Annotated in this window: 19 protein-coding genes; 6 read left to right on the top strand and 13 right to left on the bottom strand. The window is 63.9% G+C overall.

Translation table 11 applies throughout. The features are described from left to right. Positions 1 to 385 precede the first annotated feature (385 nt). From AAGA68_21430 to AAGA68_21450, 5 genes are all read right to left on the bottom strand, one after another. Complete coding sequence (locus tag AAGA68_21430) at positions 386 to 1,204, bottom strand: SAM-dependent methyltransferase (GenBank protein ID MEM9387630.1); 819 nt, start codon at positions 1,202 to 1,204, stop codon at positions 386 to 388. A gap of 18 nt (positions 1,205 to 1,222) precedes the next feature. Continuing rightward, a complete protein-coding gene (locus tag AAGA68_21435) occupies positions 1,223 to 1,426 on the bottom strand; it encodes a hypothetical protein (protein ID MEM9387631.1) in 204 nt (67 codons plus the stop codon). An 11-nt stretch (positions 1,427 to 1,437) separates the two neighbouring features. After that, complete coding sequence (locus AAGA68_21440; protein MEM9387632.1) at positions 1,438 to 3,012, bottom strand: NAD(P)/FAD-dependent oxidoreductase; 1,575 nt, start codon at positions 3,010 to 3,012, stop codon at positions 1,438 to 1,440. Further along, positions 3,002 to 4,807, bottom strand: coding sequence for a diguanylate cyclase (locus AAGA68_21445; GenBank protein MEM9387633.1), 1,806 nt, complete (start codon positions 4,805 to 4,807; stop codon positions 3,002 to 3,004). The genes AAGA68_21440 and AAGA68_21445 overlap by 11 nt, the downstream gene beginning before the upstream one ends. A 273-nt stretch (positions 4,808 to 5,080) precedes the next feature. Next, the gene (locus AAGA68_21450; protein ID MEM9387634.1) at positions 5,081 to 6,490 is read right to left on the bottom strand and encodes a phospholipase D-like domain-containing protein; all 1,410 of its coding nucleotides are present in this window, start codon (positions 6,488 to 6,490) and stop codon (positions 5,081 to 5,083) included. An 81-nt stretch (positions 6,491 to 6,571) separates the two neighbouring features. On the opposite strand from AAGA68_21450, the gene AAGA68_21455 reads away from it, so the two are divergent. Then, positions 6,572 to 7,315 (top strand): endonuclease/exonuclease/phosphatase family protein, encoded by a 744-nt coding sequence (locus AAGA68_21455; protein ID MEM9387635.1) that lies wholly within the window; start codon positions 6,572 to 6,574, stop codon positions 7,313 to 7,315. Positions 7,316 to 7,332: 17 nt separating this feature from the next. Here AAGA68_21455 and AAGA68_21460 read toward each other — a convergent pair whose 3' ends face one another. Then, positions 7,333 to 7,551 (bottom strand): hypothetical protein, encoded by a 219-nt coding sequence (locus AAGA68_21460; GenBank protein MEM9387636.1) that lies wholly within the window; start codon positions 7,549 to 7,551, stop codon positions 7,333 to 7,335. A 166-nt stretch (positions 7,552 to 7,717) separates the two neighbouring features. Between AAGA68_21460 and AAGA68_21465 the strand changes: the two genes are divergently transcribed. Next, positions 7,718 to 8,686 (top strand): fumarylacetoacetate hydrolase family protein, encoded by a 969-nt coding sequence (locus tag AAGA68_21465; protein MEM9387637.1) that lies wholly within the window; start codon positions 7,718 to 7,720, stop codon positions 8,684 to 8,686. A gap of 157 nt (positions 8,687 to 8,843) precedes the next feature. After that, positions 8,844 to 9,809 carry an MBL fold metallo-hydrolase gene (locus AAGA68_21470; protein ID MEM9387638.1) on the top strand — a complete coding sequence of 322 codons (966 nt, stop codon included), beginning with the start codon at positions 8,844 to 8,846 and terminating at the stop codon, positions 9,807 to 9,809. Positions 9,810 to 10,150: 341 nt separating this feature from the next. Here the strand turns inward: AAGA68_21470 and AAGA68_21475 are convergent, their stop codons facing one another. From AAGA68_21475 to AAGA68_21500, 6 genes are all read right to left on the bottom strand, one after another. Continuing rightward, positions 10,151 to 10,633, bottom strand: a complete 483-nt coding sequence (locus AAGA68_21475) for a hypothetical protein (protein MEM9387639.1) — start codon at positions 10,631 to 10,633, stop codon at positions 10,151 to 10,153. Positions 10,634 to 10,858: 225 nt separating this feature from the next. Then, complete coding sequence (locus AAGA68_21480; protein MEM9387640.1) at positions 10,859 to 11,446, bottom strand: hypothetical protein; 588 nt, start codon at positions 11,444 to 11,446, stop codon at positions 10,859 to 10,861. Positions 11,447 to 11,478: 32 nt separating this feature from the next. After that, complete coding sequence (locus AAGA68_21485) at positions 11,479 to 13,194, bottom strand: serine hydrolase (protein MEM9387641.1); 1,716 nt, start codon at positions 13,192 to 13,194, stop codon at positions 11,479 to 11,481. 9 nt (positions 13,195 to 13,203) lie between these two features. Next, positions 13,204 to 13,947 (bottom strand): GntR family transcriptional regulator, encoded by a 744-nt coding sequence (locus AAGA68_21490; GenBank protein MEM9387642.1) that lies wholly within the window; start codon positions 13,945 to 13,947, stop codon positions 13,204 to 13,206. Positions 13,948 to 14,468: 521 nt separating this feature from the next. Then, the gene (locus AAGA68_21495) at positions 14,469 to 15,899 is read right to left on the bottom strand and encodes a fibronectin type III domain-containing protein (protein ID MEM9387643.1); all 1,431 of its coding nucleotides are present in this window, start codon (positions 15,897 to 15,899) and stop codon (positions 14,469 to 14,471) included. A gap of 144 nt (positions 15,900 to 16,043) precedes the next feature. After that, positions 16,044 to 16,286: a hypothetical protein gene (locus tag AAGA68_21500; protein MEM9387644.1), complete on the bottom strand. Its 243-nt coding sequence runs from the start codon at positions 16,284 to 16,286 to the stop codon at positions 16,044 to 16,046. A 414-nt stretch (positions 16,287 to 16,700) separates the two neighbouring features. On the opposite strand from AAGA68_21500, the gene AAGA68_21505 reads away from it, so the two are divergent. Beyond that, positions 16,701 to 18,872 carry a M3 family metallopeptidase gene (locus AAGA68_21505; protein MEM9387645.1) on the top strand — a complete coding sequence of 724 codons (2,172 nt, stop codon included), beginning with the start codon at positions 16,701 to 16,703 and terminating at the stop codon, positions 18,870 to 18,872. 214 nt (positions 18,873 to 19,086) lie between these two features. Here the strand turns inward: AAGA68_21505 and AAGA68_21510 are convergent, their stop codons facing one another. Further along, a complete protein-coding gene (locus AAGA68_21510; protein ID MEM9387646.1) occupies positions 19,087 to 19,893 on the bottom strand; it encodes a HupE/UreJ family protein in 807 nt (268 codons plus the stop codon). Positions 19,894 to 19,968: 75 nt separating this feature from the next. On the opposite strand from AAGA68_21510, the gene AAGA68_21515 reads away from it, so the two are divergent. Further along, entirely contained in the window at positions 19,969 to 20,265 is a 297-nt protein-coding gene (locus tag AAGA68_21515) for a hypothetical protein (protein ID MEM9387647.1), read from the top strand. A 694-nt stretch (positions 20,266 to 20,959) separates the two neighbouring features. After that, on the top strand, positions 20,960 to 22,993 hold the full coding sequence (locus AAGA68_21520) for a S9 family peptidase (protein MEM9387648.1): 2,034 nt from the start codon (positions 20,960 to 20,962) through the stop codon (positions 22,991 to 22,993). Positions 22,994 to 23,024 lie beyond the last annotated feature (31 nt).

Raw genomic sequence — 23,024 nt, forward strand, 5'->3', positions numbered from 1 at the left:
GACCCCAACACTCGGAAAACGCCGGCCTCAACCCTGAGAACGCCTCACAGGCACTCGCTCAGCTGCGGTCAACGCCCTACGATCTCATCTCAGGGGCTCAACGCCACACCTCATGAATAAAGCAGGCTAGTGTCCTGAGTTAGAAGTTCGTTGATGACTTAGCGGCACCTTTTCGCCCCTGAACACGTTTCGCCTCCTCCCGTGGGACCTGCCACGCTCGTCCTCGCGCCGCGCTCAGGGACAAAAACTCGCGTGCGAATTCATCAACGAACTTCTAACTCAGGACAACTAGTGAGCCGCTTGGGAATAAGGTAACGCTCAGTCTGCGTAGGGGCAGACCCGAAGGGCGAGTAGCACCTCATTTACCAAGCGGCCCACTAGGACGCTAGCTGGCGAGGGCGCGCCGATGGCGTTGCCACACGGCTTCCACCAGCTCAGTCTCATCGAGACCTAGCGCTCGCAGGTGCACCACATCTAGCTCCGGTGCCGCCAACGGCGGTACGTACAGAGTGGACACCTGCGACAGGGGACACTCGAGCAGGCTTCGCAGGGGCACGCGGTCGACCCTCGGCGCATCGAGAGGGAAAGCGGCCGCTTCGTACACTATCACCTCGTGCTCGGGCGTGTAGGAGGTGATAAGGTGAGCTACCAGCGCCTGTAGCCATTTCGGGTCGAGGCGAAAGGTCGATCGCCGATCACCTAAGGCACCTACTTGCCAAAGCACCAACGGCACACGAGCGTCGAAGGCGCGCCGGTACACCAAGAAATCACCGGCTTCGTAGGTCTGCATGCCGCTGACTCCGGGGTCGACGCCAAGATCGGCCACCAAGCAATCTTCGCTGGAGACGCCGGGCAGCATGCTAGCGCAATGGCCAGCCTGCCTAGCGCGCCGCACGGCCTCGTGGGAGGGCCAGACGAAGACGCCGGGGTGGCCGTAGAAGGCGGCACATACGGTGCGAGCGTCGTCGAGCGGCGCTAACAGCCGCTCGACCATCATCTCATAGCTCTCGTCGCGGGTTCGCCCACCGCGATAGCAATCCTCCAGGGACTCGATACGAGGATTGAGCTCCCGCAGATAAGCCAAGGCCAAGCTGTCGCCTGCGAGGGCGAAGGCAACGTCTGCACCTCGCAGCACGTTGCGCGCCTCAAGCGTCAGCTGCCCGGTCAGGCGAATGCCCGTGCCGATCAGGTACAGCGAACCCACCTTGCAATGCCGCGGGCGCTAGATGATCAGGAAGTCAGCGTGAACGCTGCCTTCGCCTGCCGCTACCTTGATGGCATCGTGGTCGCCCTTGCGCACGATGTCCTTGTGCTCATCGCTAAGGCCATGCTCCTGCATGACTCCTTCTGGATCCTGCTTGAAGCGATCACGCAGCTGGGGGTCTTCTCCGAAGTTTTTCACCAGGATCTTCAGTTGCTCTGCCATCGTTGAGTTCCTCAAGGTAAAGCTAAGGACAATTCCGAGTGGAATTGATAGGGCGCTAGACAGTCCGAACCCGCCAACCACGTTGGGGCGGCCAACCCGAAAGGTCCGCTAAGCAGCGCCTCAGCGCTCGTGAGCGCTCCTTCGACCCAGCCCTGCCAGGCGCCATAGGTTTCTCCACAGACATGCAGGCCGGGATCATCTTGGCTAGCGCGCAACCGCTCCGCGACGCGCCAAGCCTCCGCACCCACCCTCCAAGCATGCCACCCACCGAAGTAGGGGGCTTGGTCCCAGTCGACGAATACTCCCGCTAAAGGCTCGGGAACCTCGACTGAGTGGAGCTCCGACAGCTGGCGTGTCAGCTCTGCCGCCATCCTGGCTGGGAGAGGTCCGGACAACTTGACCTCGTCGCTTCCCTCGTTCCTAAGCGCAGCCCAAAAGGGTACCGCCCGCATATCTGGGAAACTGCCAAGCAGAAGCGCTTGCCCGCTCTTCTCGTCCTGCCCTAGATAGAAACACTGACGCATTGGAAGGTCGGTGTGCGAAGCGCTGAACTGGCCGAGACCGATGTGCCCCGGCCCCGAGGACACCTGCTCCCACCACGGGTTCTCATAGGCGAGAAATATTTTCGAAGCCGCAACACCGTCGCTCGCTGCGAGCGCCTTTTGGAACTCATCGCTGATCGACCACACTAGGCGCTGGAGGGCACCGCTCGACAGGGTTAGGATGACGCGCTTCGCGCGCACCTGCACGCAACCATCGCCTACGGCAAAGTGAAGGGTGCGGTAGCCATCGGTCGCGACGTCACTCACCTCGAGCAGGCGATGCTCCAAGTGCGTGACCGCGCCCGCAGCTTCCGCCCGCCCCTGCAGGGCGTGGGGCAGCTGATCGTAGCCATCGGGCAGGCGGAACCAGTTCCCCGTAAGGTCTGACAGCACAGAGAACACTGCCTCCTGCGCGTTCCAATTGGAGTACAACGCGTAGGTACCCTGCGTGTCACTTAGGCACATCCGCGCCTCGTTGCTGATCACGCGCGCCAGCAGATTCCAAAATCCCCATCGATACAGGGGAACTCCATCGAAGCTCGCTTCACGAAGCAAGCGCACTGTATCGCTCAGGCTGGCGCTTGGATTCAGCGGCCACACGGTATCGAGGCCCGGCACGATTCGGCGCACGGCGAGCAGCAGCAGCTCGTGTCCCTGCAGACCCTGCTCATCTTCACTCAAGGCGTACGGAAGCACGCCGGGTTCGGCAAAATCTCGCAGGGAGAAACGTCGCCCGCGCAGCCAGGCGAGATCGCTGTGCGGCGTGACCGCCTGGCGCTTCAACCCCAGGACGTTGCTGCACAGGCGATAGACGAGATCTTGAGCATCGCTGAAGAACATGCCCCCCAGCTCCGCGGGGATCGCCTGCTCTTCGCCGAGCGTGACCGACCAGAGTCGACCGCCCGTGCGGGTACCTTGCTCGAACACCTCGACGGAAGACGCCCGCCGCGAAGGGTCCTCCATCAGGCGCCACGCGCAATACATGCCCGTCACCCCCCCGCCGACGATCGCGGTATCGATCTCTCTGCACCGATCAGCCAACATCCTCAACCTCCGATGCGTTTGCGTCATCACCGGCCCCCGGCTCACGGTATAGGTGGACTCGGTTGCGCCCCGCACGCTTAGCTTCGTAGAGCGCCTCGTCTGCCCACTTGAGCGCCTTGGCTTCATCCATGGCGCCCTGCAAGGGCGCGAGCACGCCCATGGATACGCCGACCGGAATGAGCAGATCCCCGTGTTTGACCGGATTCTCGGTGATCGCTGCGTGAAGTCGCTCCGCCGCCTGCTGCGCCTCCTCCCCCTCAACCTCATGCAGGACGACGGCGAACTCATCGCCTCCTAGACGACAGATGAGATCGACTTCGCGCAGGTGCCCCAGGCAGCGGTCCGCCACCGCCACCAACGCGGCATCGCCCGCATCGTGACCGTGCGTGTCGTTGATGCGCTTGAAATGGTCGAGGTCGAAGAGGATCAGCGCACCGCTTGGCGGCACCAGCTCCAGCGAGACGAACAGTTCGGTGAGGAACTCGCTCAGGAAGCGACGGTTGTGTAGCCCCGTGAGCATGTCCGCATTGGCGATGTACACGGCTCGCTCCCGCTCTACCTCTGCGAGCCGGTGCCTCTCTCGAAGCTCGCCGACGCGCATCGAGAGGCCGAGCGCCAGGATCATCGCTTCGGCCACGCTGCCGACGTAAACCATGTACTCCGCCGCGGGCACCTGCGGCAGCAGCCCGGTGCCCACGAACGACCGCACGAGACTGCCACCGAGGAAGGCGCTCCACGCAACCGTGAAGATGAGCGCTTCGCGCGAGCCGCGCAGGCTCGACAGGACGCTGCAACCGAGCAAGACGAAGGTGGCGAGGGATATGGCGATCTGAGTGGCTGGCCCCACCCACCCGATCCACTGCAGGGGACCGAAGATGGCGAGAACGACGAGCGCGAGCAGGGCTGTGTTGATAGCGTGCAACACTGCTCGTCCCACGACCTTGTGCTGGCCAATGCTGGTGAATACTTGGAAGAACACGATCGATGCGGTCATCATCAAGGCCGCGAGCGCGCTGTAGATCTTCGCCTCGTAGGGACGAATCGCCGCGGGCAAGACGCCTTGCAGCAGCCCCGTGTCCATGCCCATAAACAGCATTACCGTGAGAATGGTGGCCACGTACACGCGATGCCCGGGCGTGCGCAAGTTCAGGTAGAGCAGCAAGTTGTACACAAGCAGGGCGATGACCGACCCGAAGTAGAGCCCGAAACCCCACAGGTTGGTGTGCCGGCGCTGCGCGAGCGTGAGCTCGTCCTCGAGCATGAGGCTCAGGGATCGAAGGGACTGCTGCACCGTCTCAACGCGAAGCAGGACCACCCGTTCCTCGGCGCCTGCGAGAGGCACAGGAAGCACGAAGGCCTGGGCCTCGATCCGACCGGGCGTGTACTCGTTGAAGCCCAGTGCGTAGCGCTCAAGGGGACTGTAGTCAGAGCGCAGCACATGAACGTCGAGTCGGGGAAAGAAGCGACGCTTTAGCTTCAAGCACCAATCCACTCTGCCCCCATCTTGCGGCCTCACCTTCAGGCGTACCCACATCGGCGGCGCCGACTGCTCCCACGCCGGATCCCACGGTTGAAACTCGGCGGATGCCAGGGCGTTCGCATCGAACTCGGGAACCGCCGACACGGGCAGATACTCTGCTCGCTGCTTTAGTTGGGTGACCGTACCGGCGGGCGGCAACATCACTACCCCGTCCTCAGCCATCGCCGGCGATGGCGCGAGCTGAAGTCCCACGAGCAAGAGGAATGCCGAAAGCGCGCCGAGCGCGAGGGATGATGGGGCTGATTTACTCAGCACGAAGTCCTCTGCCCATTGGCGGTGAGCGGCACCGCAGGGCGCCAGTCAGGAGATAGGAGGGCGTTTAAGGGAACGACCCTAAGGAAGCGCGAGTCGGCCCGCATAGGCAAGCTACATTTTGTGGATGTGCGGCCTAGTCGTACGGGTGAAGGCAGGCCTCGTGAACTGGATCACGCTCTTGCCGTAACCTCGCGCCTGACACGATCGCTCAATATGGCGAGCGACGACAGTAGCATGCCGCACTGCGTACGCCGTCGGCAAACCCAAGTCTCTTTACAGGTAAGGGCTCAGCAGCGCGGCGAGGGAATCGCGCAGGCGCACGGGCACGGGCCGCGCGGAGAGGGGTTCATGGGCAGGCGCCTCACTGCGCCGGATGGTCTCCTCGATGTGCCTGCGCAGGCGCTCGCTCAGGCTGCGGGAGAACACCTCGACAGCAATTTCGAAGTTCAGGCGCAAACTGCGCGGATCGAGGTTGGCAGAACCGATCAAGCTGTAATCGTCGTCTACGCACAGCAGCTTGCTGTGGGCGAAGGGCGCCGGTTGGTAGTAGACCCTTACTCCCCAGGCGGTGAGCTCGGTCAACACGTTGCGGTTGGCCCAGTGCACGATGGGGAGGTTGTTAGACGCCGGCAACACCACCTGCACCCGCACGCCACGCAGGGTGGCCGCCTGCAGTGCTGCCACCATTTGCCGGTTCGGCAAGAAGTAGGGCGTCATGATCTGAATCGACGAGCGCGCCGCACCGATCGCAGCGAGGATCAGCAGAGCCAGGGAGTCGATGCTCTCATCGGGCCCATCAGCCACCACGCGACACTCGCACGCCCCTGGCGCCTGGGCGAACGCGATCGGCATCGGGGGCGGTGGGCGGCCCGTCGCAAACTGCCAATCGCGGGCAAACACGGCCTGAATCTCGCGCGCTACCGGGCCCGTCAACCGAAAGTGCACGTCGCTGATCTCTCGCGGGTGCCGTCCGTGTTCGCAATTGTCCTCGGCGATGTTGATGCCGCCGACAAAAGCCACCTCGTGATCGCAGGTGAGCAGCTTGCGGTGGTTGCGGCAGTTCAGGGAGAACCCGGGGAAGCGAAGGCCTGGCGGCAGGAAGCTGACCGCATTCACCCCTGCTCGGCGCAACAGGGATCGAGGGCGGCCGCGCGCGTACAGCTCACCGACGCCATCGAGCAGCACCAACACCCGCACCCCGCGTGACTCCGCCCGCACGAGCGCATCGATGAAGCGCTGCCCCATCGCGTCCGCGCGCAGGATGTAGGTGGCGAAGCAGATCTGCTCGCGGGCCGCGTCGATCCCCGCCAGCATGGCAGGGTAAGCTTCATCGCCGTTGTGCAGAACCTCGACGGCGTTGCCGCCTGAGCACGACTGCCCCGTAATCCGCGCACCCACGCCGGCCAATCCCTTCCCGGCCGCCGCCTCGTGCAAGGGCAGCGAACGGGTGGACTCGTGAGCGACGTTGAACACCCCGCGACCACGCGACCGCGCCCCGACGCGAACGCGGTTGATGCCGAGGAAGTAGTAAGCGATGGGGCCCGCGTAAGGCACGAGCAGGCACACCATCAACCAGCTGGACGCGGCTCGCACGTCTCGCTTGTAAAGTAGGATGTGGTAGCTGGCGAACGCTGCCGGCAACACGTGCAGCAACGCAAGGGGCAGCACCGTTAACGCGCTCATGCCGCCGATACTACACCCACATCGCCACCGACCGCGGGCGCCGCACGCACCCTGCGCATCGCCAAGGCTAAGCGCATTCCCATGCGCCTAGTGGTGTGGAATATCCGCTACGGCGCCGGCGTCGGCAAAGCCATGCACTGGCCCGTCCCCGGCATCGGCTACCTACGCCGCAACGAACCCAACCGGGAGCGAATCGCCACTTACCTGGCGGGCCTCGATCCCGACATTGTCGGCTTGGTGGAAGTTGATGGCGGCTCGATCCGCGCAGGGGTGGACCAAGCGAGGGCGATCGCCGACGCCCTTGGTCACTACTCGGTCTACCGCTGCAAGTACGGCCCGCACTCGCTCGGCCTTCGCCTGCCTATCATCAGCAAGCAGGGCAATGCATTCCTGGCAGCTCCGCGCGTGGTAGGCGAACGCTTTCACTACTTCTCGCGCGGTACCAAGCGCCTAGTGATTGAACTCGAACTGGAAGCAGTGGCGATCTTCCTGGTCCACCTCTCCCTACGCGCTCGACACCGCCAGCATCAGCTCGAGCATCTACAGGCCCTGATCGGCGAGGTGGCGAAGCCGGTTTTGGTGGTGGGTGATTTCAACACCCTGGGGGGTGCCCATGAGCTCACCCGGTTCAAGGCCGCGCTGGGCCTAATCAGTGCGAATGCGCAAGGCCTCGCCACCTATCCCAGCGACAAGCCTAAGCGTGAACTCGACTACATCCTGCACGATGAGCGAATCGTGATCGAGCACTTCGCGGTGGGAGACTCTCAGGCATCAGATCACCTGCCGATGATCTGCGACTTCCTGCTCTCAAAGGTGCCCGCATAAACCCCAGGCGCTGGCGGTCAGATGATCCCGCCCCCCACCATCAAGCGCACGGCGGCAATCGCAAACACGACCAAGCAGAAATTTCGCCCACTGTCGGACCGCGACACGGCACCGCACAGCACGCCCATCAACGCGATCGGGAGCACGATCCAGTTTCCCCACCCCAGCAGCGGCAGCGCCGAGGGAATCGCCAGCAACAGGGCGAAAATGCCGATGAGAAAGGCAAGTATGTTCACGCTATTCCTCTAAAGAGTCCCCGCCGGGCAGTCATCCCTTGCACCTACCCAGAGCCGCCTTAGTGTACTGCGCCTGCACACGTGGGCGTGGCACTGTCCTTGACGCATAATCGAGGGAGGCGGTCGCGCGGGACATCGCGCGGCCTAGGAGTGAGCGGGAGATTCTATGCGCTTTGTCACGTTCAGCGACGGCCCCGCGGAGCGCGTTGGCGCCCTACGCGAGGGCAACGGCGAGGTCGTCGATCTCGCCAGTGCCGCAGCTTCGGCGCCGGATGCCGCAGCGCTGGGCAGCCTTCAGCAGATCATCGGAGGCGGCGACGACGCGCTCGCGCGGTGCGCTCAGCTCCTGCGCAACCCCCCTGCGGTCGCGATTAGGCCCCTCGCGCAGTGCTCCCTCCTCGCGCCCCTGCCGCGTCCACTGCAGATGCGTGACTTCATCGCCTTCGAACGTCACCTGACCCAGTGCCTGCGCACCGCCGCTCTGATGCGCGGCGAGAGCGAGCAAGTGGCAGACGCAGCCCGCCCACCACCGGCCTGGTACCAGCAGCCGCTCTACTACAAGTGCAATCGCCTCGCGGTATGCGGCACGGGCACGGAGGTCCGCTGGCCCGCCTACTCGTCGGTGATGGACTACGAGCTGGAGTTCGCCGCCGTGATCGGACGCGGCGGGCGCGACATTCCATCCGCCGTCGCTCACCAACACATCTTCGGCTACATGATCTTCAACGATCTCAGCGCCCGCGACGCCCAACTCGCCGAGATGCCCGGTATGCTGGGACCCGCCAAGTCCAAGGACTTCGACAACGCCAACGTGCTCGGCCCGTGGCTAGTCACGGCGGACGAGGTAGGCGATCCCTACGGCCTGTCGATGGCCGTGAGTGTCAACGGCCAGCTGCGCGGTGAAGGCAACAGCGCCACCATGCATTGGACCTTCGATCGCATCGTCGCCCACCTGAGTCAGTCCGAGACACTGTACCCCGGCGAGGTGCTGGGTTCGGGTACCGTGGGCGATGGCTGCGGCCTCGAGAGCGGTCGCTTTCTCGCCGATGGTGATGAGGTGACCCTTCGGGTGGACGGCCTGGGCGAGCTGAGCAATCGCATCTTTGCCCCCCACACCACGAGTGTCCTGAGTTAGAAGTTCGTTGATGAATTCGCGGCACCTTTTCGCCCCTGAACACGTTGCTCCTCCTCCCGTGGGACCTGCCACGCTCGTCCTCGCGCCGCGCTCAGGGACAAAAACTCGCGTGCGAATTCATCAACGAACTTCCAACTCAGGACACTAGGAGTGGCTCATGAGTGCTCACCGCTACGCTCGGGGCCTGCACGATCTAGGTAACGGCACCTGGGCCTGGATGCAACCCGATGGCACCTGGGGCTGGTCTAACGCCGGGCTGGTCACGGACAGCGGCGCCTCCCTGCTCGTCGACACGCTCTTCGATGAGCACCTTACCCGGCAAATGCTGGACGCGATGCGCGATGCAGCAGGCACCACGGCCGGCGACATCGGAACCCTAGTCAACACCCACGCCAACGGCGATCACACCTTCGGCAATCGCTTGGTGGAGAACGCCCGTATCGTCGCCTCGGAGGCGAGCGCCCGCGAGATGGAAGACGTGCCGCCCGCCATGTTGGCACAGATGATGGCGGCGACCGACCAGCTCGGTGAGCTCGGCGAGTACCTACAGCATTGCTTCGGTCAGTTCACCTTCGAGGGCATTCCCCTAACCCCACCCACGGAGACCTTCAGCGGCGAACTGCAGGTGCCGGTCGGCGACAAGTCGGTGCACTTGATCGAGGTCGGCCCCGCACACACGCAGGGCGACATCCTGGCCTGGGTCCCGGAAGACGACGTCCTCTACACCGGCGATATCCTCTTTATCGAGAGCACGCCGATCATGTGGGCTGGGCCTGTGGGCAATTGGCTGCGCGCCCTAGAGCGCATCATCTCGATCGACGCCGCCACCATCGTCCCCGGTCACGGCCCCATCACCGATCGCGCCGGTGTGCAGCGGGTTCACGACTACCTGAGCTACATCGACCGGGAGGCGCGGGCCCGCTTCGAAGCTGGCATGGACAGCGAGGAGGCGGCCTTCGACATCGCCCTTGGCGACTACTCCAGCTGGGGCGATGCGGAGCGTATCGCCGTCAACGTCGACACGCTTTATCGGGAGTATCGCGGCGATGACAGCCCACTCGATGTGACGCGCCTGTTCACTCTGATGGCTGCCCTGTACAAAGCGAGGCCGTCGGGCGCCTGACCCGCCGCATCTTCGAGCAGGAGCTCCCCCTCGGCATCTTCGATCCCACTGGTTGACTAGTGGGCCGCTCAACACTCCGGGACCTTCCAGGCGTCTAGCCTCGATGCGCAGGGGGTCTTGTTCGATCGCGATGAGGGGCGATTTACCGGCTCGATCACCCTGGAAAACGGGCGAGCCTCTGCCGGTGTTGGGCAACCGCAGCGGCCTGCGCGTGAGCCTTAGGTTCGAAGCCCGTTAGACGTTACCATCACCAGCCAAGGCGAGCTGTCAGAGGACCCGAAGACACTCACCCTGGGCCCACCGCTCGACGTGCTTACCCGCCAGACGCCCTAGGGAGCACGCTAGGCGGCCGGGCTGCGTCGCCGCGTCACCAACAATGCCAGCAGGGCCGACCCCAGCAGGAACGCGGACAGGGGAAGCGGGATGGAGGTGGCACCGACTAGCACCTGATACTGGCCGCCGCTGTCGCCGGTTGCCACGCCAGAGACCATGAAGGAATAGTCTCCTGCCGGCAGCAATCCCGCAAAGCTGAAGGCACCGCTCAGACCATCGAAGCTTAAGGCGACGTCGGGGGAGGACACCGCGAGGTCGGCGATCTCGAAGAACGGCGCGAAGTTGTTCGGCACCACGCTGATTGCCGCACCCAGGGCCTCGGTGAGCGTAAACGTCCAGGTGTCGCCAACAGTCTCGCCGCTGAAGTAGATCAGCGAATCTCCGAACAGGTCGTCGGCGCCGATCTCACCAAGATCGACGGTAGCGGAGTGGGCAAGGGCACCAAAGGTGCACAAGCTCACGGCGAAGACGGTGTTCATCCACTTGCTCACGAAGGCATATCCTCTGCTACAGGGTTGCCGTGTGCGTGCCGCGCGGCGCCAGCCCCGGGGCTGCGACCGAAATTCGAATCTAACAGAACGCAAACCCGCGGAAAGCAGGGGTTTGCCTTAGAGCAGAGGAAAAAAATCGTTGCCAGCCAGTGACAACGATCTCAACCCGACCGATGGTGTAAGCGAAGGGAACAACGGTGCTCCTTGGCGACTGCCGGTAAGCGATCAGCGCGGCACAGTAGCGTCGAAGTCTGAAAACACATCCGTATCGCGTAGTTCGCAGCGCGCCACGCGATCGGCCCGTGCGGTGTAAGTGCGGGAAGTCGCCCAGCAGCGACGGAACACGGAGCAGTAGCAGATGCGCAAGTGCCATTCAGACGCGCGCTCGGTGAACGCGGCGATCGCTGCCCGCTCCGTTGGCGTGACATCGCCACCGTTCCAGCGCAGGGAAAGAACCTCCACTTCCTCCCCAGGCGCCATCGCGCGGCCGGCCAGGGATGACCAGGAGTTGGACGACGGCGGCGGAAGATCCGCCAGCAGCATTTGCAGGTCATTCACCTGCACGCCGTCGACGGCGAGATCTACCGCCTCGATCATCGCTGGCCCCACCCCGTTGTTACTCACACGAAGGCCAACCTCCACTTGCTCATCCATGCTAGCGATGAACCCATCCACTTGCAGGACGGGAAACACCTCACCGTGCTGCTGAGCGCGCATGACCCGCCCTTGATCCCATGCGATGAACACCGCGGCCAGGGAGGCGACCAGGGCGCACCCGCCGATGAGCTTGTCTACCCCACTACCCTCGCTCACTCCCAACCTTCCTATTACTCCAGCCTGGTGACCTAGCGCGCGCGCTCGCCCCGTGCCAGCAGGGCGGGTATCACGTACTGCGGCAAGTACTCATCGCGAAAGCGTCGCCAGGTGCCATAGTTGCCGTAGTTGCCCGCGAGCACAACGAACACCGCGTCTAGCTGCGGCAACACGAAGACCAGCTGCCCCCCGTTGCCCGCGGCGTAGCGCGCATCGATACGCTCGCCACCCACCTCGAAGGACTGGCGCCACCAGTTCCAACCGTAGTCATCCGGCTCGTTAATGCTTGCCTTCGCCGAGAAGGCCTGCGACACCCAACCTTCGGGCAACACGCGTGTGCCCTTCCATATACCGTCGTTGAGGTACAGCTGACCGAACTTCGCCAGATCGCGGCCGGTCATATGCACGCCGCCGCCCACGTACATATCGCCCGTAGGCATGAGGTTGACATGATAGTGCCTAATGCCGAGGGGCTTGGCGAAGTGCTGATCGAAAAGCTCAGGCAGCCACCTCCCCGTTACACGCGCCACCACAGCGCTCGCGAGGTTGACGCCCGCGGAGCAGTAGACGGCCTTCTCGCCGGGCGCCCGCACCATGTCGAGCGCCAAGGTGTAGCGCACCCAGTCGGGCTGCTCGCCTTGGCTTTGCATGACGTCCTCGTTGCCGGGGGACTCGTAGTTGCCATCGTCGCAATCCAGGCCCGAGGCCATGCTCATCAGATGCTCGACGCCGATCGAGCGCTTTGCGACATCACTCGCCGGGATAGAATCACCGAACACATCACCTAGCTTGGTGGTTGGCGAGATCTCATAGCCCTGCTGAACGGCGACACCAACTATTGTGGAGGAGAAGGACTTACCCGCCGAGCGTGTGTCGTGGGGCACTCGCGGATCCTGACCAAAGAAGCCTTCCTCGTACACCACTGCACCGCCCTTTGTCAGCACCATGGTGTGGACGGTTTCTGCATAGAGACTCCCCGGGTCCTGGCCCGCCACACGCTGGGTGAGCGCGAGCAAGGGCGCGGGATCGACACCGCGCACCTGCGGCACAGCGACCAGCCAGCCGTCGTTACGGGCTTCAGGCGGGGTGAGCGCCGTGACCGCCTGAGCCCGTGGCGCGTATCCGGGCCGAGGCGCTGGCGAGCGCACGAAGGTGACGAGCCTGCCCAATGCCTCGACTTGCAGCTCCATGCGATCGCCCTCGCGACTGCCCTGCATAGCAGGCGGCCCCTCCTCACGCTGGAAGGCGATAGTCCCGTCGGCCCGTGCGTCGACGCGCATCGCCGCCATGTTCCGCCCCACGTTGAATTCGGGATTGCGAACGTTTGCCTCAAGCCCGTCTTCCGTGCTGCGCACGACGAGATCCAAATGGACCCGCTCCGGCCGCGGGCGCGCCACTCCACGCCAGCCACCTTCACCGTTGGCGCGAAGATCCACCGGGTTGGCGTAGCGCGATCCTGCAGTCTCCAGGCGGCGCTGAACCCAGTACGCGATCGGCACTTCCGGGTAGACCCGCAGCACGCCCGCTTCTGTCGTGAACTCGACGCTATTATCGCGACGCCGACCCGGCACCTGCGCTTCCCCTATCTGCGCCCGCCAGCCGTCCTTTGCGCCTTTCGCAATCGTGATGTCGACGCGATCGGGCACGCCGTAGTCGACGAGGGCGCTCCAAACACCCTCTAGGTTGTCAGCGTGCACAACGTCGACGATGAAAACGGAGAACAGTAAGAGCAAGCCGATGCGCTTCATGGGAGTCCTTCATTGCGTGTTCTCACCGTCGAGCCAAGCGCAGAGGGGGGCGAGGCAGGTGGTGAGGTTGCTGTAGAGGTGGTCGCAAGCCGACTCGAGGTCCCCTTCCTCGAGGGCGCAAACGACCCGTTCGTGTTCATCGCTGGCCGTGGGAACGGCGCCTCGGCATCGAAACCAGGCGAGCTCGTAGCGGCGGGTCAACGTGATGTGCTGTTGGATGAGATCTAGCAGATGTTGGTTTGGACAGTGCGCAAGCAGGGCGCGGTGCCATGCCTCATCCGCGTCCACCACCGCCGCGATGTCCGGCACGGCGCGCCGGAGCTTACGATCGAGGACGCGTAGCTCGCGCAGCACTTGTCGAGAAGGGATGCCGGCGAGGCGCAGGGCGGCGGGATCGAGCAACGGGCGGATGGGGTAGATCTCACGCGCCTCGCGTGAAGTGAGCGGGCGCACGAAAAAGCCCCGCCGCGGGATCACATCGATCAGGCCCTGGCCAGCCAGGCGCGTGAGGGCCTCGCGCAGGGGGGTACGGCTAATGCGCAGCTCCTGGGCGAGATGCACCTCGTTTAAGCGGTCGCCAGGCGGGAGCCGGCCGTCGACGATTCGCCAACGGACTTCGGCTTCCAGCGCATCGGCAATGTTTGAGCGGTCCCCAAGCACGATCAGACTGTATACAGTATTCAGTCTAACCGCAACACGAATCTCGACAGTCGGCGACTCCCAGGGCGGCCGGTGCCGGCGATGCTGGTACATGGCTATCCGCGCAACCGATCGCTTGGAATTGGCGCAATGCTGAGGTGACAGGGGCGCGACGGGGTACCTCGACGCCCCGGCAGCGCGCGCGCCTTAGGGTCTCACCTAGCAGGAACCCTTGGGGGATGAGAGACAAACGATCGCAGGGGGTCAGGTCCACGGCCTGAAGGCGCGCCTCGCACAGAAAATCCAGCTGTTGATCGCCCGTGTAGTCGAGACACCGTTTGCGCCGCCTGAGCGACGACGGCGGCCCGAGCCGCTGCGATCCCGACGAGCAATGCATGGCGGCCACTGGGGTGCCCAGACGAGGAGTCTCGCCTACTAAGTGCGTCTTGCACGGCGCGGGTGAGCGCGCAAGCAGTTTCTCAGTGACCTGGGCTTAGAGCCACCATCAAGCCGCCTGCTCCTTGACCTTGACGAGAGATTACTAGCCCGAGCGCTCCGTAGGGTATTCGCCTCCAACCCAAGGCATCTGATGACAGCCCGACGTCACACGGATCGGATGCCCTCGCCGGCTCGCCTTACGGGTTCTCGTATGGGCCGGTGTTGGAGAAGGCCCTCTCCTCCATCGTGCTCATCGCACCGCGAACGATCCGCTTCACCCCACGCGTCGTCTTGCTCATCACAAAGTCATCGTAGCGCTGCCCGGTGGCCGTGCGCGCCTCGTAGGTCAAGCGATCACCGGCCACCGTGATCACCTGGAAGAACTGAGTGTTCTCCGCGCGCCTGACCAGCCTCACGTCGTCCGATGCATAGCTGTCCCAAGCCTGCTCGCGGAACTCGTATTGCTTCGGTCCACTGACCGAGTTAACGAACATCGTATCCACCTTGGAGCCCTTCGCGCGCCAAGCGATGCGCTCAGGCCGCTGGCCGATCGCCCCGCGCGCGTAGGTGTGATCGTGCCCCTGCAGGACGAGATCCACCTTATGCCGCTGGATGACCGGGAGCAGCAGGGAGCGACGATCGGGACTGTCGCGCCCGGCGCCGGAGGAAAACACCGGGTGGTGCATGGCGAGGACCTTCCAGTGCGCATCGCTCTTGCCCAGCGCACGATCGAGCCACTCGGCTTGGGCCTTTAGCTTCCGGCTCTGGGTGGAAAGCACGAACACATGCAGGTCCTCGCTGTAGCGAAGATCGTAGGCGACCTCCTGCAGGTCCTCGTCCAGGGTTGGCTCTTCTGGCAGGGTGAACTGCGGGCGCCACAAGATGGACAGCAGCTGATCCTGCTCCCCGCCGGGCATTCGCAGGCGCTGATACTCGTGGTTACCGGCGAGGGGCACCGCGGGGATCATCCCATGAATGAAGCCCACCGCATCGAACCACTGCGCCCACTCCAGGTCCCGCGAGGGCACGTTGACCAGGTCCCCTGCGTGAAGAATGAAGTCAGCCTCTGGCGCGGCCTGGAAGCCCGCTCGGATGACGCGCGACCAGTGCGACCGCAGAGCATTCTGTGCATCGCCCAGGTACAAAAACGTGATCGGCCCCGACTCCGCTGCCGTGCGGGTTTGGAACCACTCCGACCATTGCTGCCCCGCCCCCTTCACGCGGTAGGCGTACAGCGTGTCGGGTTCGAGACCCTCGAAGATGACCGAGTGGTAGTGAGCCGGCGCAAGGCCGGCGTTCGCTTTGATGTCGAGCGCTACACCGAACGCCGCTAGACGCTCGAGCTCTAGGCGCTCGGTGCGCGCTCGCACGGTGGTGGCGCCGATATCGAAGCGCGCATCATCAGTGGCGGGGACGATTTCAGCGTGAGTGCTGGCGACCTCGCCCGAGGTGCGCCAGGTGACGGCGAAGCTGGTTTGGGGGCGCTTAGGGAGCGTAAGCACGATGCGATCCGGCCAGCCGGTCGCTTCCTGCCAGGGTGGTTGATCGTCTACCGAAGGCTCGTGCGCGGCAGCGGGCGCGCACACCAAGAGGGCGGACAGCGTGAGGATGACGAGGGATTGGAGCATACACTCCTCGGTTTGGCGCTCGTTAGCGCACAGCGCGACGTGGTCGGGAGACCGCTACGATGGCACCGAACGAGCTCTCGTGCCAAGCACCTTGGGCCGGACGCTCGCTCGCCTACAGCGCCTGCTGCGCCAACGCATCAGCGCCTAGGCCGACGGCCCTCCGCCGCCCACGCCGAGCTGGCGCTCCGCCTGCTCGAACCAGCCGATGACTGAGCGCCAGTACACATCGCCGTACAGACTGCGAAACCGAACCGTCTCGTCCGATTCCGTGTTGCGCCAAACAGCGAGTCGCTGCGCGACAAACTCCGAAGTGAGTGGAATCCCACACTCCACGGTGATGCAGTGTTCCCACTGCGCGTAGTTCTGAGGGAAAGGAGTCGACATCATCGTTGCTGAGCTCCGCTGGGCCGAGCTTCGACCCTATCAACCTAATGTAATTACTTGGGCGTGCCTCGTTGGGACACGACACCGCTGGGACGTGCCACGCCTTTCGCGAGCGCATCTCCCCTCGTGTCCCGGCCTCAGCGACCCGCCCGCTCGAACGCTATGGCGCAGGTGAGCGTGGCCGCTGTTCCCCGGCAAGATGTTATAATGCACCAGATCAGAGCGCACGCTCACGCTACCGCCTTGGCGCTGCGTGCGACGAATTGGGGGGATGCGGCATCCCTCCCGACAGCAAGACGATGACGCCCCACCGCTCCTCCCGCAAAAGGGGGAGACGCCACGCGGCCGGTCTGCCAAGCTACGCGATTGCCCCTACGACCACCCAGCGCCGCCACGCGGCTGACATGGAATAGTTTTATGAAGCCAACCAGCCTCCTATTTCCGCTCTGCCTCGCCCTGACCCTCGCCGCCTGCGGCGGCAGTGACACCGAGGCCCCTGCCGCCGCCGAAGCGGCGCCCGAGGCGATGCCGGACGACATCGTAGTGACGCAAGCCGAGCTCGAAGGCAATCCCTTCCTGGAGGACTGGGACACGCCCTTCGGCATTCCCCCATTCGACGAAATCGCCGACGAAGACTTTCTACCGGCCTTCAAGCAAGGGATGCTGGAGCAGCGCGCTGATGTGGCAGCGATTCGGGACAACCCCGACGCGCCCACCTTTGAGAACACCATCCTGGCCATGGAGCGGGTTGGGCAGCTAGCGCGCAAGGTGGGGCTCGTCTTCGGCCCCCTCGCATCCACGGAACTCAACGCCAAGAAGCGCGAACTGCAGAGCATCATCTACCCCATGTGGACGCGCGAGTCGAACAAGGTGGTACTCGACGACGCCCTCTGGCAGCGCGTTCAGACAGTCTACGAGGCCCGCGACACGCTCGACCTGGATGAGCAGGACGCGCGCTTGCTCGAGCTCACACACCGCCAGTTCGTGCGGGCGGGCGCTGCCCTGGACGCCGACACCAAGCCGAAGGTGGCGGCGATCAACGAAGAACTCTCAGGGCTCACCACGAAGTTCGGCCAAAACCTCCTCACCTCCACCAAGGCCTTCAAGCTGCCGATCACCGATGATGCTGACACGGCGGGACTTTCCGAGGCGTTCAAATCAAGCATCTGGGATGAGGACGAACAAGCCTGGGTGGTCACCTTGGACCGCTCCGTCTACGAGACCTTCATGACCCAGTCCGAGGTGCGCGAGCTGCGCGAGCAGGCCTTCAACGGGTACCGCCTGCGGGCCAGCGAGGGGGACACGGACAACGGCCCCTTAGCGATCAAGATCGCCCAGCTGCGCGCCCAACGCGCCGCCCTGCTCGGCTACGCCACGCACGCGGACTACGTGCTTGAGTACAACATGGCGCGCACCCCCAAGGGCGCCGAGGACTTCCTCCTGCGGGTCTGGAAGCCGGGACTAGAGCAGGCCAAGGTCGAGCGCGCGGACATGCAGGAGATGATTGGCGATGACTTCGAGTTCGAAGGGCACGACTGGTGGCACTATTCGGAGAAGATCCGTAAGGCGCGATTTGATCTAGACGAGAACGCGCTCAAGCCCTACTTCGAGCTGGAAGCGGTAAAGGGCGGCGCCTTCGAGCTGGCGAATCGCCTGTTCGGCATCACCTTTACGCAGATCGACGCACCGATCTGGAACGATGGCGTCACCGCCTATGAAGTGCGTGAGGCAGATGGCTCACACCTCGGCGTCTTCATGTTCGACATGTACGCCCGCGACTCCAAGCGCGGCGGCGCCTGGATGAACAGCTACCGCTCCGCGTCCAATATCGAGGGCGATTCCATCCGCCCTATCGTCACCAACAACCTCAACCTGACCGTGCCGCCCGTGGCCCAGCCCACGCTGCTGCGCTTTAACGAGGTGAAGACCGTGTTCCATGAGTTCGGTCATGGCCTGCACGGCATCATGACCAAGATCGACTACCCCAGTTTCTCCGGCGTCGACGGCCCGCGGGACTACACGGAGTTCCCGGCACAGATCCTAGAGCACTGGACGTCGGAACCCGAGATGCTTGCCATTTACGCCAAACACCACGAGACCGGCGAGGTAATCCCCGAGACGCTGGTCGAACGTTTGCTCGCCGCGGCGAACCACAACCAGGGCTTCGCGACCACCGAGTTCATCGCCGCGTCGCTCCTAGACCTGCGCTGGCACATGCTGACCGCCGAGGAAGCCGAAGCCATCACCGACGCCACTGCCTTCGAGCACGGCGTGCTCGAGGAGTACGGGCTGATCGACGAGATCGAGCCGCGCTATCGCTCCCAGTACTTCAGCCACGTCTTCGCTGGCGGCTACTCGGCCGGGTACTACGCTTACCTGTGGTCGGAAATCCTCGACTCGGACGGCTTCAACGCCTTCAAGGAAGCCGAGAACATCTTCGATCCCACGGTCGCCGCGCGCCTGAAGCAGTGGGTCTACGAAGCGGGCGGCCTGCGCCCTGCCGACGAGCTCTACCGCAACTTCCGCGGCGCCGAGCCAAGCATCGAGCCGCTACTCAACGGCCGCGGCTTCGGCACCGACGGCAACTAAAGTGTAAATACCAATTCGGCGGGTGGCTCCCTACTAGTGTCCTGAGTTAGAAGTTCGTTGATGAATTCGCACGCGAGTTTTTGTCCCTGAGCGCGGCGCGAGGACGAGCGTGGCAGGTCCCACGGGAGGAGGAGCAACGTGTTCAGGGGCGAAAACGTGCCGCGAAGTCATCAACGAACTTCTAACTCAGGACACTAGCTAGCCGCCCGCCGATTCAACCGAGGAAGGTTCGCTCGATCGCCCACCACAGGCCAATGAATCCGATCGCCAGAGACCCTGGCAACACCACCCGTCGCCGGTAACGCATCTCGGCCTGCGGCGACCGATCCATCCGGCGCCAAGCACTCACCAGCAGAAAGGCCAGCAGCACCACGCTCAGCTGACCCACCTCGACGCCGACGTTGAAGCCGACGAGCCCGCTCCAGAACTGGTTCGCCGGCAACCCTAGCTCGCCGAAGAAACCGGCAAAACCGAGGCCATGCAACAACCCGAAGGCGAACACGATCACCGGTCGCCAGCGGGGCATATCGCTCACGAAGAGATTCTCTAGCGCCACGAAGGCGATGCTCGCCGCAATCAGCGGCTCAACGATGCTCGCGCTCGGCGAGATCACACCGGCTGCCGCCAGCCCCAGGGTGGCCGTATGGGCGACTGTGAACGTGGTGATCTGCACGAGCAGCGCTCGCAATCGCGTAGAAGTGAGGAAGAGCGCCAGCACGAAGAGAATGTGATCCAGTCCGCCGGGAAGGATGTGTTGGACGCCGATGGACACGTAGAGCAGGAAGGTCGAGGCGGCGCTGCGGGCGTCGCCCGAAGCGTCGAGGATCGGTTGGGTCAAGCGCGCCGTGCGATCTTCCGCGCTATCGAGAGTCGCCAGCTGCTCGCACAGGGCAGCGTCAAGACCTACACCGCCAACCCCGGGCAGGCAGAACTCATCCTCCGGGTGAGCGTGAGCGCAGGCACCTGCCAAGGCCAACAGGCACAGCGCCCACTGCCACCGGCCAAATCGGACCTGACCCACGACTACTCGCTCGTCTCCCAAGGAATGGCTCCACGTGACGTTGATATATTTGCACAAATATGCAAAAGTTAGCTCATGGACGAGGTTCAGATCCAAGAGACCGCAGACCTGCTGAAGGCCCTAGGGGAGTTTAACCGGCTCTCGCTGGTATACCGACTCTGCCAGTGTCAGGTGCCGCAAAACGCGATGTGCCTGTGCGAGTGCTGCAGCGTGGATGCGTCTGTTGCCTCTCGCCATCTCAAGACCTTGGCGCAGGAGGGTGTCGTGCAGTTCGAGCGAAAGGGTCGAGAGAAAACCTATTCGCTCAATCGGGGCCAGGTCGCGGAACGTCTGCGCGATCTTGCGGACAAGATAGAAGGCGAAGAGATCTAAAGGAGACTGATGTGGACACTAATGCTGATCAGTGTGACTGCGACTGCGAGAACGCAAAGTGCTGCGAGGAAAAGACCTGCGAGTGCTGCAAAGACGAGTGCTGCTGTAAGTAAACCTAGTGGGCCGCTTGGTAAATGAGGTAACGCTCAGTCTGCGTAGGGGCAGACCCGAAGGGCGAGTAGCTGAGCGTCACCTTATTTACCAAGCGGCCCACTAGCCGCGCAGGGCGCGAGCCACCGCGCGTGCTCAGATGAGGCTCGCTCACAAGCCTCGTCTGAGCACGGCCATCGCCGTTGCTGCTCAGGATCCGACCAAAATCCGAGAGCTTGTAGGCTGGAACATACTCGGGCAGTCCGAGATCACCCCTGGGCCTTGGTGAATCAACGAGGCGCCAAGTGCTCAGGCGCAATGCCCACCGAGCCAACGCCGCGAAGACGACGACACGTTGCCTGCCTCAACCAGTTCACCAGACCTCGAGAGTGTTATGTTATAACGCCAAGGGGCGTGGGCGTCTCGGCGGCAGTGGATACCGAGCAAGTAGCTCTCCGGCCACGCGCCTCGCCCAGAACCCCGCGCAGCGGGCTTCGCGCACTCATCCCAGCACGGACCGTGATGCGCCAGCACGGTGAGCACCGATGCAGCGTGCCATCTGGTAGGCTCGCGCCACATTATCCCACCCCAGGTTGCTTTCCCTATGCGTGCTACGACCCTCCTGCTTAGCCTGCTCGCCTCCGGTCTCGCTGCGGCTGCCCCGTTTTCCGCTAACCACCTGGTCCGCATGGACCGCGTTGGCGCACCGGTCGTCTCCCCCAACGGCGAGCACGTGGTGTTCACCCTGCGGCAAACCGATATGGAGGCCGGCAAGGGGCGCTACGACCTGTGGCTAAGCGACCTGAGGAAAGGAAGCGCCCCGCGCCAGCTCACCTCCCACGAGGCGAATGACACGGATCCCGCTTGGTCCGTGGACGGCCAATCCGTGCTGTTCCTGTCCTCGCGCGGTGGATCGAGCCAGGTGTGGCGCATTTCGATCACCGGCGGCGAAGCACAGCCGCTCACCGACCTGCCCCTCGGCATCGACACCTTCAAGCTCTCACCGGCTGGCGACCGACTCGTCGTGTCCATCTCCGTCTACCTCGACTGCGACGACCTGCAGTGCACGGCCGACCGTGACGAGCAGCAGGCCGACTCGAAGGTCAGCGCCAGTGCCTACGACCAGCTCTTCATGCGCCACTGGGACCATTGGCTGGATGCCAAGCGCTCGCAGCTGTTCGCCCTGACGATCGATGAGGAGGGTGCGATCGTCGGCGACCCCGTGCGCGTTAGCACCGTCGACGCCGACGTGCCCTCACGCATCTGGGGCGGCAACGAGGAGTACGCGATCTCTACCGATAGCCAAACGGTTTACTTCGCTGCTCGCCTTCGCGACGCCAAGGAACCGAGCTCGACCAACTTCGATATCTACGCAGCCTCGATGGGCGGCGGAACGGCCACCAACCTCACGCAAGCAAACCTGGCCTGGGATACGATGCCGGTCCTGAGCCCCGACGGCGGCTCCCTCGCCTACCTGGCGATGGCGCGGCCGGGCTTCGAGGCCGACCAGTACCAAGTCATGCTGCGCGATCTGAAGTCCGGCACCACGCGCGTACTTACTGGCGACTGGGACTACTCGCCGTCCTCGATGGCGTTCACCTCGGACGGTAGTGCCTTGGTCATGAACGCCCAGGATGTCGGCCACAAGACCCTGTGGCGTCTCGACTTAGCCTCGGGCGCCAACGAGCGTATCAGAGACGGCGCCTACATCAGCGCCTTCGACCTATCGGCCGAAGGCATCGTTTACGCCCAGGACTCGCTGACCTCCCCCAGCGACCTATACGTAGCAGACGCGGCCGGCAGCAACCCGGCGCAGCTCACCCATTTTGGTCAGCACGCCATGGCCGACCTGGAGGTGGGTGACTACGAGCAGTTCTCCTTTACCGGCGCCGCTGGCGACAAGGTGTACGGCTTCGTCGTGAAGCCCACGGGCTTCACGCCCGGCAAGAACTACCCCGTTGCCTTCCTCATCCACGGCGGCCCTCAAGGGAGCTTCGGCAACCACTGGCACTACCGATGGAATCCGCAAACCTATGCGGGCGCCGGGTTTGCCGCGGTGATGATCGACTTCCACGGCTCAACCGGCTACGGACAAGCCTTCACGGACAGCATCTCCGGCGACTGGGGCGGCAAGCCCTTGGAAGACCTGCAGCTAGGCCTCGCCGCCGCCCTCGAGCGGTACAGCTTCTTGGATGGCGATCGGGTCTGCGCCCTTGGCGCCTCCTACGGCGGTTTCATGATCAACTGGATCGCCGGCCAGTGGCCCGATCGTTTCCGCTGTCTGGTCAACCACGACGGCGTGTTCGATCAGCGCTCGATGTACTACACCACCGAGGAGCTGTGGTTCCCCGAATGGGAAAACGGCGGCCCCTACTTCCAGCAGCCGCAGGCCCACGAGAAGTACAACCCGGCGCGCTTCGTCGATCGATGGCAGACGCCGATGCTCGTGATCCACGGCGAGCTGGACTACCGCGTGCCGGTCACCCAGGGCATCGGTGCCTTTACCGCGCTTCAGCGGCGCGGCGTCGAGAGTCGCTTCCTCTACTTCCCCGATGAGAACCACTGGGTGCTTCAACCCCACAACTCCCTGCGCTGGCACGACGAGGTCAACGGCTGGCTGAGGCGCTACCTGGATTAGCCTCGACTCCCCGTCGCCCGCCCGCGAGGCG

It is taken from the genome of Pseudomonadota bacterium (assembly GCA_039193195.1).
In the GTDB taxonomy this organism is placed as follows: domain Bacteria; phylum Pseudomonadota; class Gammaproteobacteria; order Steroidobacterales; family JBCBZW01; genus JBCBZW01.